At 50.1% G+C, this 14,751-nt stretch carries 18 protein-coding genes; 8 read left to right on the top strand and 10 right to left on the bottom strand.

Annotation, left to right across the window (positions count from 1 at the left end; translation table 11 throughout):
* Together JTI85_RS21565 and smpB are read right to left on the bottom strand one after the other, a co-directional pair.
* A partial coding sequence (locus JTI85_RS21565) for a BapA prefix-like domain-containing protein (protein WP_255574844.1) occupies positions 1–509 on the bottom strand: 509 nt, incomplete at its 3' end.
* A gap of 579 nt (positions 510–1,088) precedes the next feature.
* Entirely contained in the window at positions 1,089–1,571 is a 483-nt protein-coding gene (smpB, locus tag JTI85_RS16830) for an SsrA-binding protein SmpB (protein WP_003031211.1), read from the bottom strand.
* 154 nt (positions 1,572–1,725) lie between these two features.
* Between smpB and ratA the strand changes: the two genes are divergently transcribed.
* Positions 1,726–2,169 (top strand): type II toxin-antitoxin system toxin RatA, encoded by a 444-nt coding sequence (ratA, locus tag JTI85_RS16825; protein ID WP_003031213.1) that lies wholly within the window; start codon positions 1,726–1,728, stop codon positions 2,167–2,169.
* Positions 2,153–2,449, top strand: coding sequence for an RnfH family protein (locus JTI85_RS16820; RefSeq protein WP_003839823.1), 297 nt, complete (start codon positions 2,153–2,155; stop codon positions 2,447–2,449). The genes ratA and JTI85_RS16820 overlap by 17 nt, the downstream gene beginning before the upstream one ends.
* Positions 2,450–2,499: 50 nt before the next feature.
* On the opposite strand, the gene bamE is transcribed toward JTI85_RS16820, so the two are convergent.
* The 3 genes from bamE to nadK form a co-directional block, all read right to left on the bottom strand.
* Positions 2,500–2,844 (bottom strand): outer membrane protein assembly factor BamE, encoded by a 345-nt coding sequence (bamE, locus tag JTI85_RS16815; protein ID WP_003826401.1) that lies wholly within the window; start codon positions 2,842–2,844, stop codon positions 2,500–2,502.
* 149 nt (positions 2,845–2,993) lie between these two features.
* Positions 2,994–4,655, bottom strand: a complete 1,662-nt coding sequence (recN, locus tag JTI85_RS16810) for a DNA repair protein RecN (protein WP_172741838.1) — start codon at positions 4,653–4,655, stop codon at positions 2,994–2,996.
* A gap of 85 nt (positions 4,656–4,740) precedes the next feature.
* The gene (gene nadK / locus JTI85_RS16805; RefSeq protein ID WP_005130436.1) at positions 4,741–5,619 is read right to left on the bottom strand and encodes an NAD(+) kinase; all 879 of its coding nucleotides are present in this window, start codon (positions 5,617–5,619) and stop codon (positions 4,741–4,743) included.
* 122 nt (positions 5,620–5,741) lie between these two features.
* Between nadK and grpE the strand changes: the two genes are divergently transcribed.
* Positions 5,742–6,335, top strand: a complete 594-nt coding sequence (gene grpE, locus JTI85_RS16800) for a nucleotide exchange factor GrpE (RefSeq protein WP_048212941.1) — start codon at positions 5,742–5,744, stop codon at positions 6,333–6,335.
* A gap of 49 nt (positions 6,336–6,384) precedes the next feature.
* On the opposite strand, the gene JTI85_RS16795 is transcribed toward grpE, so the two are convergent.
* Together JTI85_RS16795 and JTI85_RS16790 are read right to left on the bottom strand one after the other, a co-directional pair.
* The gene (locus JTI85_RS16795; RefSeq protein WP_219351777.1) at positions 6,385–7,674 is read right to left on the bottom strand and encodes an HlyC/CorC family transporter; all 1,290 of its coding nucleotides are present in this window, start codon (positions 7,672–7,674) and stop codon (positions 6,385–6,387) included.
* An 18-nt stretch (positions 7,675–7,692) separates the two neighbouring features.
* On the bottom strand, positions 7,693–8,484 hold the full coding sequence (locus tag JTI85_RS16790) for an inner membrane protein YpjD (protein ID WP_048212939.1): 792 nt from the start codon (positions 8,482–8,484) through the stop codon (positions 7,693–7,695).
* Positions 8,485–8,649: 165 nt separating this feature from the next.
* Between JTI85_RS16790 and ffh the strand changes: the two genes are divergently transcribed.
* The 5 genes from ffh to rplS all read left to right on the top strand — a co-directional run bounded on the left by ffh (position 8,650) and on the right by rplS (position 12,275).
* The gene (gene ffh, locus JTI85_RS16785) at positions 8,650–10,011 is read left to right on the top strand and encodes a signal recognition particle protein (RefSeq protein ID WP_048212938.1); all 1,362 of its coding nucleotides are present in this window, start codon (positions 8,650–8,652) and stop codon (positions 10,009–10,011) included.
* Between the two features lie 249 nt (positions 10,012–10,260).
* Positions 10,261–10,509: a 30S ribosomal protein S16 gene (gene rpsP, locus JTI85_RS16780; protein WP_003031228.1), complete on the top strand. Its 249-nt coding sequence runs from the start codon at positions 10,261–10,263 to the stop codon at positions 10,507–10,509.
* An 18-nt stretch (positions 10,510–10,527) separates the two neighbouring features.
* Positions 10,528–11,076, top strand: a complete 549-nt coding sequence (rimM, locus tag JTI85_RS16775; protein WP_003031230.1) for a ribosome maturation factor RimM — start codon at positions 10,528–10,530, stop codon at positions 11,074–11,076.
* Between the two features lie 44 nt (positions 11,077–11,120).
* Entirely contained in the window at positions 11,121–11,888 is a 768-nt protein-coding gene (gene trmD, locus JTI85_RS16770; protein WP_003031232.1) for a tRNA (guanosine(37)-N1)-methyltransferase TrmD, read from the top strand.
* 39 nt (positions 11,889–11,927) lie between these two features.
* On the top strand, positions 11,928–12,275 hold the full coding sequence (rplS, locus tag JTI85_RS16765) for a 50S ribosomal protein L19 (protein WP_002914145.1): 348 nt from the start codon (positions 11,928–11,930) through the stop codon (positions 12,273–12,275).
* 125 nt (positions 12,276–12,400) lie between these two features.
* On the opposite strand, the gene JTI85_RS16760 is transcribed toward rplS, so the two are convergent.
* The 3 genes from JTI85_RS16760 to JTI85_RS16750 are packed head-to-tail and all read right to left on the bottom strand — an operon-like array spanning position 12,401 to position 14,633.
* Positions 12,401–12,883 (bottom strand): OmpA family protein, encoded by a 483-nt coding sequence (locus JTI85_RS16760; RefSeq protein WP_048212937.1) that lies wholly within the window; start codon positions 12,881–12,883, stop codon positions 12,401–12,403.
* Between the two features lie 12 nt (positions 12,884–12,895).
* A complete protein-coding gene (gene dgcN / locus JTI85_RS16755) occupies positions 12,896–14,122 on the bottom strand; it encodes a diguanylate cyclase DgcN (RefSeq protein WP_061068378.1) in 1,227 nt (408 codons plus the stop codon).
* Complete coding sequence (locus JTI85_RS16750) at positions 14,115–14,633, bottom strand: YfiR family protein (RefSeq protein WP_040234078.1); 519 nt, start codon at positions 14,631–14,633, stop codon at positions 14,115–14,117. The genes dgcN and JTI85_RS16750 overlap by 8 nt, the downstream gene beginning before the upstream one ends.
* Positions 14,634–14,751: the final 118 nt, after the last annotated feature.

Genomic DNA, 14,751 nt, shown 5'->3' with positions numbered 1-14,751 from the left:
TTGCCATCGCCGTTGCCATTGCCGTTGCCATTGCCATTGCTATTGCCGTTCCCACCATTATCGTTTCCGGCGTTGTTATCGCTCCCCCCACCGCCACCGCCACCTGCAGCGAGGCCAACTCCGCCAGCGACCGCGATCCCGCCAAGAACCCAGGGCCAAACTGCGCCTCCTTCATGACTGCCTTCGCTCGCCATCAATGGGGTGAGATCGTCCAGATGCTGATAGTGGAATGCGCCATCCGTATCCTGAACCCACCATAGTGCGCCGTTGCTATCTTCAAGTACGAGCTGGCTTTGTTCATCACCTTTGCCAACGTAAAAGTTTTTAATTGTGATAGTTTCACCAGAGCGGAGTGTGACAATCAGATCCTGATTTACGCGGGTAAGCTGACTGATTTCTTCACGAGAAACAGACAGCTTCACGATGGAAGGTGAATTGAGCGTGACTTCTGAAGCTTCAATATTTGTGGAAACACCAGTCAATTTTGATACAACGGCGAGTAGACGCATATATTCACTCCTGATGGCAGGCCGAGAGTATTAATCCACAATAGCGTGTTGGGAGAATGAGCTGACAGGTGCCCGTTCATCGTATAGATGAGTTTGCACATGTGGTTTCATTGATTAGGTCACGCAAGTATCAGTTTGTTTTTCGAATACGTCAGGGCCCCTGAGTCTGAATAGTTCTTTCGTATTAGATGATATAGTCAGAAAGGATGTATTACGCAAATTATCTATATTAAAAATACATTGAGGTAATTGAAAAGGATACTTTCCAGTACGTGTTTTGGTTGTTGTTGAAATCTAACTTGCTGTATATAAAGTTGTTTTTCTTCTTTGTGGTTTTTTATAAATCTAATAAACACCAGTAATAATAGTGTTATTGGTGAGGCGTAAAATATAAACGATACGCTCTTGAAGTTTTATTTTATTAAGCTATGGACCCGATAAAATAATGAAAAGACTATTTTAGGTTTGAACGATTCAGCGGTGTAAAAACTATAATTTTGGTGAATATAATGGGTGGGTTTCAATAACTAAACAATAAGAGCCAGCCTCATGATGAGAGACTGGCCGCTGAGAGGGGATTTATCGACCTGCATTTTTCATAATACGAGCTTTGTCCAACTGCCACTCACGTTCTTTTACATCGGAACGCTTGTCGTGCTGTTTCTTCCCTTTTGCGACGCCAATTTTGACTTTGCACCAGGCATTCTTCCAGTACAGCGAAAGTGCCACGACGGTGTAACCGTCACGATTCATGCGTCCATATAAGGAGTCAAGTTCGCGTTGGTTTAACAGAAGCTTACGGGTGCGAGTAGGGTCACACACGACGTGCGTTGAGGCAACGGCCATCGGCGTGAAGTTGGCGCCAAACAGGAACGCTTCGCCGTCTTTGAGAATGACATAGCTATCGCCAATATTGGCCTTTCCTGCGCGCAGGGATTTGACTTCCCAGCCTTGCAGTGCGAGTCCAGCTTCGAACTCTTCTTCAATAAAGTATTCGTGTCGTGCGCGCTTGTTGAGCGCGATTGTGGCTGAGCCAGGTTTGTGTGCTTTTTTCTTCGTCATAATGCCGCTCAGTATAGGTAATCTGGAATTGAAAAACACCCCATTTCATCCAGCGGGGCGCAAGGCGCTATCTTAGCACGAGTTGGGCTATAGCGTTTTTTTTAGCGGATGATAAATGGTATTATTTGCACGATTGATATTGATGGAAATTGTTATGCCTCAGATTAGCCGGACCGCTTTAGTACCTTACAGTGCGGAACAGATGTATCAGTTAGTGAATGATGTTAAATCCTATCCTCAGTTTTTACCGGGTTGCACCGGAAGCCGCGTCCTGGAGTCGACTCCGGGGCAAATGACGGCCGCTGTGGATGTCTCGAAAGCAGGGATCAGCAAAACGTTCACCACGCGTAATCAACTGACCAGTAACCAGAGCATCCTGATGCATCTGGTCGATGGACCGTTCAAGAAACTGATTGGCGGCTGGAAGTTTACGCCACTAAGTCATGAAGCGTGTCGTATTGAGTTTCATCTCGATTTTGAGTTCACCAATAAGTTAATCGAACTGGCGTTTGGCCGCATCTTTAAAGAGCTGGCTTCTAATATGGTGCAGGCCTTCACGGTTCGCGCGAAAGAGGTTTACAGTGTCAGCGTCGGCTAAAATTGTCGTTGAAGTAGCGTACGCGCTGCCCGAGAAACAGTATCTGCAGCGCGTGACGTTGCAGCAGGGCGCAACCGTCGAAGAGGCGATTCGCGCTTCGGGATTGCTGGAGCTACGTACTGATATCGATCTCAGCAAAAATAAGGTGGGCATCTACAGCCGTCCGGTTAAGCTTGCTGATGTTTTGCATGACGGCGATCGGGTGGAAATTTATCGGCCATTGATTGCTGATCCGAAAGAACTGCGCAGGCAGCGAGCAGAGAAATCCGCTAAAAAATAACAGACAATAAAAAAGGTGCTCATTGAGCACCTTTTTTTGATCTCTCAAACCTACTTGTTGTCGGTCAGAGCAGGTTTGTTATCAATGTTGGTTAATACGCCGCTGCTGTTAAAGGTCAGCGTCAGCGTTTGCTGAGTAACGCCTTCATGCCCTGGCTGCTGACGGAACACATAAAACCAGGTGTTAGTACCAAAAGGATCGGACATCATTGGTGTACCCAGTGCATAAGCAACTTGCTGTTGCGTCATACCTGTACGCACTTTGGCGACATCGGTAGGTGTCAGATAATTTCCCTGGTTGATGTCAGGGCGGTAAACCACTCGCTCCAGAGTGGAACAGCCTGCAGTCAACATCAGTAGTACTGCTGCAGCAGCAGTCAGCGTTTTACAGCGCATAGTGATTTGATTCCTTTTCGGGCCCGAGCAGTACGTGGCTCATATGTAATATGCCGATGATAATAGACCTTTCACCACTTTAAAACCTTTTGCTGTCGGGTCGGTCGGCGATTTTATGTTGAACTCAGACCGTCACAAGGTAAAAAAGTTTATGCCGCCAGCAGTTCTTTTGCATTTGCGAGGGTATTACGCGTCACTTCGCTACCGCCAAGCAGGCGGGCTAATTCCTGCAGGCGAGCGCGTTTATCCAGCGGCTGCATGTGTGTTTCGGTCATTGCGCCGTCAGTTTCTTTGCTGACATAGAAATGTTGATGACCGCAACCAGCAACCTGCGGCAGGTGAGTCACACACATCACCTGGGTTGATTCACCCAATTGACGCAGTAGCTTACCCACAACCGCTGCCGTCGGACCACTGATACCAACGTCGACTTCATCGAAAATCAGCGCAGGAGTTTCCATTTTACGCGCGGTAATCACCTGAATAGCCAGCGCAATGCGCGACAACTCACCACCGGAAGCGACTTTCGCAATCGGCTGTAACGGCTGACCCGGGTTAGTGGTAACTTTGAATTCCACACGATCGGCACCGTCTGCGCTCAGATGGTGTTCCTCAAATTTCACATCAATGCAAAAGACACCGTGCGGCATCGAGAGAGCATGCATGCTTTCTGTGATGAGTTTCCCCAATTCCTGAGCATAATGCTGGCGCTGTTGGTGCAGCATTTTTGCCGTTTCCAGCGCCTGCTGGTGGTGCGTGTTTACCGCCAGGGTTAAGGTTTCGAGCGAATCAGCCTGATCGTCAAGCTGCTGTTGCTCATCAAGCAGGGACTGGTAAAACTGTGGCAGTGCTTCAGGGGCGACGTGATGCTTACGCGCCAGAGAGATTTGCTTAGAAATTCGCTGTTCAAGCTCGAACAAACGGTTAGGGTCTAAATCCAGACGATCGCAATAGTGGCGCAGCTCATCGCTGGCTTCGCTGAGCTGGATTGTCGCCTCTTCCAGCATGTCCAGAATACCGGAGAGCTTACCGTCCATTCCCGCCAGTTCGCTGACCAGCTGTTTTGCCGTGTACAGCTGGCTTTGCAGGTTAATGTCTTCGCCGTCTGCCATGATAGCCAGCGCTTGCTGGCTGGTGGTGAGCAACTGCCCGCTGTTAGCCAGACGCTTGTACTCTTCATCAATTTGCTCAAACTCGCCTGCCTGGGGGTTGAATTCGTTCAGCTCTTTTAACTGATATTGCAACAGTTCCGCCCGGGCAGCGCGTTCCTGGCTTTGTTGCTGATGATGCGCCAGGTCGCGGCAGCTTTGGTGCCAAAGCTGGTAGCGCGCGGACATTTCCTGAATCAGGGATGCTTCATTAGCGTAACCATCAAGCAGGAACTTTTGGTGTTCCGATTTTGTCAGGAGTTGATGCGCGTGCTGGCCATGGATTTGAATAAGCAACTGGCCCAGTTCACGGAGCTGTGACAGGGGAACGGCAGTGCCATTGATAAATCCGCGGGAGCGTCCGTCGCTGCTGATTACGCGGCGTAACAAACACTCACGACCTTCTTCAAGCTGGTTCTCTTCCAGCCAGCGTAGCGCCGCAGGGGTATCTTTTAAAGAGAAGCGCGCGCACAGATCGGCGCGTGTGGCATCTGTACGTACCATGTCGGCCTCTGCCCGCCCGCCCAGACACAACCCGAGAGCATCAATGGCAATGGATTTACCCGCACCGGTCTCGCCGGTGATGACGGTCATTCCGCTTTGGAAATCGATCTCCAGTTCACGAACGATAGCAAAATTGCTGATGGTCAGTTGTGCCAACATAGTTGTTTTCCTGTATGAAAAACCATAACTGTAATTACATACAGTATAAACTGGTTTTTTATACAGTAAAGAGGTTGACGTTAAATTAGAATAATTTTTTTGACCAGCCTAATTTAGTGCTTAATGTATTGAAATAACTGTAATCTTTTGGGTGTATCAGGTTCAGATGATAATCACAGCGGCGAATCAATACGTCTTCACCTTCCTGTATAGGCAGGGCGATCTGGCTGTCGCAGCTGATCTCAAGATCGTTGCGGCGATGAGAAAAGCGCAGGCGAATGGTACTGCTACTGTTGATTACCAGCGGTCGCGCGGAAAGCGTATGCGGGAACATCGGCACCAGCGTAATAGCATCCAGGGAAGGGGTGAGGATGGGACCTCCGGCAGAGAGCGAATAGGCGGTAGAGCCGGTCGGGGTGGAGATAATTAGCCCGTCTGAACGCTGGGAGAAGGCAAAAATTTCATCGATATAGACTTCAAATTCAATCATGTGCGCCACTTTTCCGGGGTGCAACACAACTTCATTGATCGCAGTGCTAATGCGCTTCTGGCAATCCTGCTGGCACACCTGGGCTTCGAGTAAAAAGCGCTTTTCGCTGATGTAGTGGCCTTCCAGTACGTCAGCTAATTGCTGTTGGGCATTGTCCGGGTCAAGATCGGTCAGAAAACCGAGATTGCCGCGGTTAATCCCGATAACTTTGATGTCATAGCGTGCCAGGGTGCGTGCAGCCCCCAGCATATTGCCGTCGCCACCGACGACTACGGCGAGGTCTGCTTGCTGACCAATTTCTGCGAGCGTACCGGTTTTCACATTTTTCAACTGCAGCTCGTGGGCGATTTGTTGCTCAACGATAACCTCATAACCTTTGACGCACAGCCAGCGGTAGAGCATTTCATGTGTGGTCAGTGCAGTGGGGTGACGTGGATGCCCCACAATGCCAATACACTTGAAATGTTTGTTCATTTTCTCGAGGTCCTTGTAACGAAGATTAGTGACAATGTGAGTACTTCCCTTGAAACCCTGAATCTTATCCCCATAATAATCCAGGTTAGCGAGATGAATGCGAAAAAAACGCGGAGAAATTCATGAGTAGTAAAGAACAGAAAACGCCTGAGGGGCAAGCCCCGGAAGAAATTATCATGGATCAGCACGAAGAAGTTGAGGCGGTAGAATCAGACGCTTCTGCTGAGCAGGTGGATCCGCGCGATGAAAAGATTGCGAATCTGGAGGCTCAGCTTGCAGAAGCTGAAACGCGCGAGCGTGACAGCGTGTTGCGTATCAAAGCGGAAATGGAAAACCTGCGTCGTCGTACCGAACTTGACGTAGAAAAAGCGCATAAATTTGCGTTGGAAAAATTCGTCAACGAACTGCTGCCGGTGCTGGATAGCCTGGATCGCGCGCTGGAAGTGGCGAACAAAGATAATGACGCGATGGCGGCGATGGTTGAAGGTATTGAACTGACCCGCAAGTCGATGCTGGATGTTGTGGCGAAGTTTGGCGTGCAGGTGGTTGCGGATATCGATGTGCCGATGGACCCGAACGTACACCAGGCTATTGCAATGGTTGAGTCTGATGAAGTTGCTGCCGGTAACGTGCTGATGGTCATGCAGAAAGGCTATACTCTTAATGGACGTACCATTCGCGCGGCAATGGTGTCTGTGGCGAAAGCAAAAAGCTAATCAGCCTCAGACCGGGTAGTGCTGATGCGTTACCCGGTCTGGATTATCCTCACTGGTCAGATACGCTTTCTCGTAGCGGTTTGACCGGCAATACCTGCACCTGCTTAATCATATTGTCCTGCACGTCGAGAATATCGATATCGTACTGCCCAATACGCACTCGCGTGCCGGCAACGGGGATCTCTTCCAGTGCTTCAAGGATAATACCGTTTACCGTTCGCGCATCATCTTCCGGCAAATGCCAGTTAAATGCCTTATTGATTTCACGAACGTTGGCGCTGCCATCAATAATCACTGAACCGTCATTCTGCGGCGTGACTTCTTCGGCAAGCGTTGGTGACATTGAAGTGGTGAACTCACCGACAATCTCCTCCAGAATATCTTCAACGGTGACCAACCCCTGAATATCGCCATATTCGTTGACCACCAGGCCGACCTTCTTCTTATTACGCTGAAATTTGATCAACTGAGTGCTGAGCGGGGTGCCTTCCGGGACAAAATAGATCTCGTCGGCGGCGCGTAGCATGGTCTCTTTGGTGAACTCCTTTTTCTCGGCCATGAGTCGCCACGCTTCACGCACGCGCAGCATGCTAATGGCATCGTCCAGCGAGTCGCGGTACAGCACAATACGCCCGTGCGGGGAGTGAGAAAGTTGGCGGACGATAGACTTCCAGTCATCGTTAATATCGATACCGATGATTTCGTTACGCGGGATCATAATGTCATCGACGCTGACTTTTTCCAGGTCCAGCACGGACAGCAGCATATCCTGGTTACGACGAGAGATTTGCGAGCGCGATTCATTCACCAGCGTGCGCAGTTCATCTTTACTCAGCGAACCGCTCACCACGATATCCGTTTTGATGCCCATCATACGCATCAGCAGACGCGTGATGGTATTCAGTAACCAGACAAGCGGCATCATCAGTACTTGCAGTGGCGCTAACAACACGCTGCTGGGATAGGCCACTTTTTCTGGATACAGCGCGGCAATTGTTTTGGGCAATACTTCAGCAAATACCAGTACCACAAAGGTCAGGACCCCGGTGGCGATTGCCACGCCCGCATCGCCATACAGACGCATACCGACAATGGTACCGAGTGCGGAGGCCAAAATATTCACCAGGTTGTTGCCAATGAGGACCAGGCTTATCAGACGGTCGGGCTTACGAAGTAATTTCTCAACGCGTTTTGCCTGACGATTTCCCTGTTTTGCCCGGTGTCGCAGACGGTAGCGGTTCAGGGTCATCATTCCGGTTTCGGAACCGGAAAAATAGGCGGAAATGACCACCATAATGAGAAGCGTGACAATAAGCGTGGTGGTGGAGATGTGTTCCACGTAGGGTTCCTTAAAGATTTAACTCACGAACTGCTGCAGGATGCGGCTGCCGAAATAGGCCAGCGTCAGAATACCTGCGCCTGCGACGTTAAACCAGACGACACGACGTCCGCGCCAGCCTTCATGGTAATGTCCCCACAGCAGAACGATATAGACAAACCATGCCACGATAGACAGAACGGCTTTATCAATATTTTCTGTGCTGAACAGGTTGTGCATATAAAACAGGCCAGTACACAGCGTCAGCGTCAGCAGAACCACGCCTATCTGGGTGATATGAAACATCTTCCGCTCAATGCTCATCAGCGGTGGCATTTCATTGCTGAAGGCCAGTTTTTTGTTTTTCAACTGGTAGTCAATCCATGCCAGTTGCAGCGCATAGAGCGCGGCGATAATCAGCGTGGCGTAAGCGAACAGCGATAACCCGATGTGAATCATCATGCCTGGAGTTGCTTCGAGATGGGTGATGTATTCGTTGGGCATAAACGTAGCGCATGCCAGATTGATTAATGCAAACGCATAGACGATCGGTAGCAATAGCCAGCCGCGGTTGCGCGAGGCCACAATGGTCATGACAGTACAGATCATCAGGCTAACCAGAGAACCGACGTTCAGCAGGCTCAGGTTTTGTCCGCTTTCACCACCTGGCAGAATACGTGCTTCCAGGGCAAACGCGTGACAGACCAGCGCGATAACCGCAGAAAGAATAGCCATACGCCGCCAGCCGCTGTTTTTTTGCAGCAGGGCGGGAACGATCAGCGCAAGGCTGACGGAATAGGCGACAAGGGCTAACAGAGCAAAAACGGGCATATGGGTGTCGACAGTTGGCCAAGGATAAAGAAAAGCAGTATAGCGTTACGTGACCGCTGCTCCAACCGTTGCATAACAACAAAGGCGGCTTCATGTTATACTGCGACAAATTTCTGTTGATGTGTCGCTGTCGCGACCGACCGTTTCCACCCCAGGCGAGAGACAATGTTTGATAATTTAACCGATCGTTTGTCGCGCACGCTGCGCAATATCAGTGGCCGTGGACGCCTTACTGAAGACAACGTTAAAGAGACGCTGCGCGAAGTGCGCATGGCGCTACTGGAGGCTGACGTTGCGCTGCCGGTAGTGCGTGAGTTTATCAATCGCGTAAAAGAGAAAGCGGTTGGTCACGAAGTTAACAAGAGCCTGACCCCGGGTCAGGAGTTCGTTAAAATCGTTCGTAGCGAACTGGTTTCGGCGATGGGCGAAGAGAACCAGACGCTAAACCTGGCGGCACAGCCACCGGCCGTGGTGCTGATGGCGGGCCTGCAGGGTGCGGGTAAAACCACCAGCGTCGGTAAGCTGGGTAAATTCCTGCGCGAGAAGCACAAGAAGAAAGTGCTGGTGGTCTCTGCCGACGTCTATCGCCCGGCGGCGATCAAACAGTTGGAAACGTTGGCCGAACAGGTCGGCGTGGACTTCTTCCCGTCGGATGTCGGCCAGAAGCCGATTGATATTGTTAACGCCGCGCTGAAAGAAGCTAAGCTCAAATTCTACGACGTGCTACTGGTGGATACCGCCGGTCGTCTGCATGTTGATGAAGCGATGATGGACGAAATCAAACAGGTTCACGCGTCTATCAATCCAGTAGAAACGCTGTTTGTTGTCGATGCCATGACCGGTCAGGATGCTGCGAATACCGCGAAAGCGTTTAACGAAGCACTGCCGCTGACCGGTGTGGTACTGACTAAAGTCGATGGTGACGCCCGTGGCGGTGCGGCATTGTCTATTCGTCATATCACTGGTAAGCCGATTAAATTCCTCGGCGTTGGTGAGAAAACGGAAGCGCTGGAGCCGTTCCATCCGGACAGAATTGCCTCACGTATTCTCGGCATGGGCGACGTGCTGTCGCTGATCGAAGATATCGAAAGCAAAGTTGACCGTGCACAGGCAGAGAAATTAGCAAGCAAGCTGAAAAAAGGCGACGGCTTCGATCTGAACGATTTCCTTGAACAGCTTAAGCAGATGAAAAACATGGGCGGCATGGCCAGCCTGATGGGCAAGCTGCCGGGCATGGGGCAGATCCCTGACAACGTGAAATCGCAGATGGACGATAAAGTGCTGGTGCGTATGGAAGCCATCATCAACTCGATGACGATGAAAGAACGCGCTAAGCCGGAAATCATCAAAGGCTCCCGCAAACGCCGTATCGCACTGGGCTGCGGGATGCAGGTACAGGACGTTAACCGTCTTCTGAAACAGTTCGACGACATGCAGCGCATGATGAAGAAAATGAAGAAGGGCGGAATGGCGAAGATGATGCGGAATATGAAAGGGATGATGCCCCCAGGATTCCCCGGTCGCTAATCGGCCTGGCTTGTTTGCCATTTCGGCACCGGGGTGTGCTCGCCATCCTCACGTACTGCGTGTACGCTCCGGTGGCTGCGCACACACCGGCACCGAACTGACGGCACCACCGACGGCCTTTTATAGCAGAGTTATCAACTGCTGATTGCATTTTCCCCAGAAATCAGTAAAATTTTCGGGCTTTTAATATGACACCCGGGCTCCGTTCCTCGATGGGGCCTGGGTGTTTTATTCACACAAGAGGATGTTATGGTTACTATTCGTTTAGCTCGTCACGGCGCTAAAAAGCGTCCGTTCTACCAGGTTGTTGTTACCGACAGCCGTAATGCACGCAACGGTCGCTTCATCGAGCGCGTTGGCTTCTTTAACCCAATCGCTAGCGAAAAAGAAGAAGGCACTCGCCTGGATCTGGATCGCATCGCTCACTGGGTTGGCCAGGGCGCGACTATTTCTGATCGCGTAGCTACGCTGATCAAAGCAGCAAACAAAGCAGCTTAATCTGTCACGGTGGTCATGATGAGCAAGCAACTCGCCGCACAGGCTCCTGTAGAACCCATCGTTTTGGGGAAAATGGGGTCTTCTTACGGTATCCGTGGTTGGCTCAGAGTGTTTTCTTCCACTGAAGACGCCGAAAGCATTTTTGACTATCAGCCCTGGTTTATCCAGAAGGCGGGTCAGTGGCAGCAAGTACAGCTGGAAAGCTGGAAGCACCACAATCAGGATCTGATCATCAAGCTGAAAGGCGTTGACGATCGTGATTCGGCGAATCTACTGACTAATTGCGAAATTGTCGTGGATTCCTCGCAGTTGCCAGCGCTGGAAGATGGTTCCTACTACTGGAAAGACCTTATGGGCTGCCAGGTAGTGACCACTGAAGGCTACGATCTCGGTAAAGTCGTCGATATGATGGAAACCGGTTCTAATGACGTCATCGTCATCAAGGCAAACCTGAAAGATGCGTTTGGTATCAAGGAACGTCTTGTGCCGTTCCTCGATGGGCAGGTTATCAAGAAAGTCGATCTCGCTACTCGTACTATCGAAGTAGATTGGGATCCTGGTTTTTAAACCACCGGATAAACGGTAAAAGTCGGCGTTATGGGGATTGGCTTGTGTTTATAGGTATCGTTAGCCTGTTTCCAGAAATGTTCCGCGCAATTACCGATTACGGGGTAACTGGCCGGGCAGTAAAAAATGGCCTGCTGAACATCCAGAGTTGGAGTCCTCGTGACTTTACTCATGACCGGCACCGTACCGTGGACGATCGTCCTTACGGCGGCGGACCGGGGATGTTAATGATGGTGCAACCTTTACGGGATGCCATTCATGCAGCAAAAGCTGCGGCTGGTGAAGGCGCAAAGGTGATTTATCTGTCACCTCAGGGACGCAAGCTTGATCAAGCGGGCGTTAGCGAACTGGCAACGAATCAAAAGCTGATTCTGGTATGTGGTCGCTATGAAGGAATAGATGAGCGCGTGATTCAAACCGAAATTGATGAAGAATGGTCAATCGGCGATTACGTTCTCAGCGGTGGTGAGTTACCGGCAATGACGCTGATCGACTCCGTTTCCCGGTTTATTCCGGGGGTTCTGGGTCATGAGGCTTCGGCAATCGAAGATTCGTTTGCTGACGGGTTGCTGGACTGTCCACACTATACCCGACCTGAAGTGTTAGAGCAGATGGAAGTACCGGCGGTATTACTGTCGGGGAACCACGCTGAGATACGTCGCTGGCGTTTGAAGCAGTCGCTGGGCCGGACCTGGCTTAGAAGACCTGAACTTCTGGAAAACCTGGCTCTGACTGAAGAGCAAGCAAGGTTGCTGGCGGAGTTCAAAAAGGAACACGCACAACAGCAACATAAACATGATGGGCAGGCGTAAGCCCCCAATATCAGTTTACCCAGGATAAGAGATTAAATTATGAGCAACATTATTAAGCAACTTGAACAAGAACAGATGAAGCAGGACGTACCTTCCTTCCGTCCGGGTGATACCGTGGAAGTGAAAGTATGGGTTGTTGAAGGTTCCAAAAAACGTCTGCAGGCATTCGAGGGCGTGGTTATCGCTATTCGTAACCGCGGTCTGCACTCTGCATTCACTGTTCGTAAAATTTCCAACGGCGAAGGCGTTGAGCGTGTCTTCCAGACTCACTCTCCGGTAGTTGACAGCATTGCTGTTAAACGTCGTGGTGCTGTTCGTAAAGCTAAACTGTACTACCTGCGTGAGCGCACTGGTAAGTCTGCTCGTATCAAAGAGCGTCTTAACTAAGATTCGCGCAAGCGACATCCTGTTAGAAAAGGGCTGGCCGAAAGGCTGGCCCTTTTTTTATTCCGACCTTTATGTTTTGTTTTTTTATCAGATGACTGCGCGACGCGCAGCCAGTTGGATATTGATTACGGTGTCGAGATCACGACTGCAACGCGGCGGTTTTCGGCACGGCCTTTTGACGTCTGGTTGCTGGCAAGCGGGTATTTCTTCCCGAGCCCTTGGGTTGTCAGGTTAGTACGTGGAATATTGGCACCCCGAGCCCAGGCGTCTGCAACCACATTGGCTCGTTTGAGCGACAGAGCTTCGTTGTAGCTGTCCTCGCCATAGTTATCGGTGTGACCATCCAGACGAGCATGGTTTAACCCGGTAGCAGCCAGTTTGGACGCCATTTCCTGGATTTGCTTTTCACTTTCAGGGCGGAGTTTATAGTCGTTTTTGTCAAACAGGATGGTGTCAGACAAACCCAGAGACCAGTCTCCTGAAGCTTCAGTAAATCCGTACGATTTCATAGCTGCAATTTGCTCTGGGGTAAATTTCCCCTGAGGTGCCTGACAGCCTGCCAGAATCAGCATGATGAGAATAAACGGGGATAATAAACGTCTTAGCATGTGTGTAATTCCTTATTTTTTAATAATGCGCTCAGCGCGCAAATTTTTAGCCTGATACATATTATGATCGGCAAGTTCTTGTAATTTCTCGGCAGAGGCATGTTCCCACGTCAGCGCAAAACCAATACTGAGTGTCATGCTTGCCAGATGACCGTTATGCAGGTCAAAAGGTCGATTAAACTCTTGCGACAACGCCGCGCAGATACGTTGAACTTCGTATTCAGAATGGACGCTGTAAAGCACCATGGCAAATTCATCGCCGCCAAGTCGGTATGGGTGATGCCGATTACCACCAAATTCGGCCAGCCTTTTTGCGACTTCAATCAGGACCCGATCGCCCGCAGCGTGTCCCCAGGTATCATTAATAAATTTAAAATTATCGCCATCAAGGAATAACAACGCAGAGCTGCTGTGGGCCGCGTCGTCGTTCATCAGTGCGTTAATACTGCTGCGAAATGCGGCACGGTTCGCAAGACCAGTCAAAGGGTCATGTAGCGCGGTACGCAACAGTTGGGCATTCTTTGCCTGGAGACGTAGTTGCCACTCTTCCATTTCATCCAGCAGGCTATTAAAGTCCTGCGCAAACAGATGAAATTCTTCAATCCGTTCTTCAGATACGCGCCGTGAGAAATTACGATTGGTACGAACATCATGTACCACCTCAGTAATATTTTGCAGGGCGTCCACGACACCATTGTGTAAATAACGAGTAAGCATTAATGCAATACCCGATGCCAGTAAAATGCATCCGGTAAGAACCGCCAGCGACAAATAAATGAAATGACTAATAACGCTGTCGCGAGCAATCAGGCGCACCTCACCAATAACGTCGCCATTGTGCAAAATGGGTTGAGTTACCGGTTGTGGGAACAACCAGTGGCTGATGATACTGCTGATTTTGTCAGTAGCATCCTGCGCGTCATAGCGCCAGGTGGCGATCACTTTCTGCTTTTGATTGCGGACTTCTGCAACTGAAAATTGCCCTTGCTGTCCTAGTGCCGCCAGCGTTTCCGACGCTGCGACGCTATCCGAAAAGACTAATGCGGCTTCGAGCGTGCGGGTCATGGTTGCTGCCGTGAGATCCAGATTCTTTTGTGCGTATTGCTTCAGAGCCAGCACAGACGAAATGCTAAGCAGCAGCCAAATCAGCGTCATGGTTACCAGTACGCTGACGATGCTGATACGCCGCAGCGTCCGCTTAAACGTTGGGCGTTTTATGGGAGAAGGACCCTTATTCATGCTTTTTATTCCGCGCAAGCATCAATACGTCTGGACTTACCCTTACACCGCTGCGTGACAGGGAATCCATATTTACGGAAAATCTCACGTCTTCATCTTTAATTATGAGGCAAAAAGCGCTGCCAATAACGCATTCGGGATTCTGTTCGGCAATTAATAACAATGCCTTAGTAGGATATTTATTCTTTAGTTCCGCCTGATATGTAGGGCTTTCTTTTCCAAAATAAAAACCATCACACTGCGCAACTAAAACTTCTTGTTCCGTATGAATGATGACAGGAAGATAGGGTAGTGCTCCTGCTCGGGTATCTTCCAGCACGCTGGAAAAGCGCGAAGAAGAGAATATACACAGTTTTGGTGGCCCTGAAAGTGCTGGCCAGCGTGTATAACTGACGATACCGGAAACCATAGAGCGCACAGATTTTGCCTCTTCCGTGACGCTGTGAGCGTACAGAGGTAATCCGGTCAGAAGCAGTGCCAGTAGAAGTATGAGTCGGTAAGAAAAGCTCATGAATAGGTACCTACCAGCGTTTGCTGTATTGCGTCGATATACATTCAAGATTGTTTGCAACAAAATAACATTATTTTCCCAGGGCGTCATTATTCCTGGAATGAGTGCATTGAGTATT

The organism is Citrobacter sp. Colony219, assembly GCF_019382635.1.
Taxonomy (GTDB): Bacteria; Pseudomonadota; Gammaproteobacteria; order Enterobacterales; family Enterobacteriaceae; genus Citrobacter; species Citrobacter youngae.
This window is presented reverse-complemented; position numbering and strand designations above follow the sequence as displayed.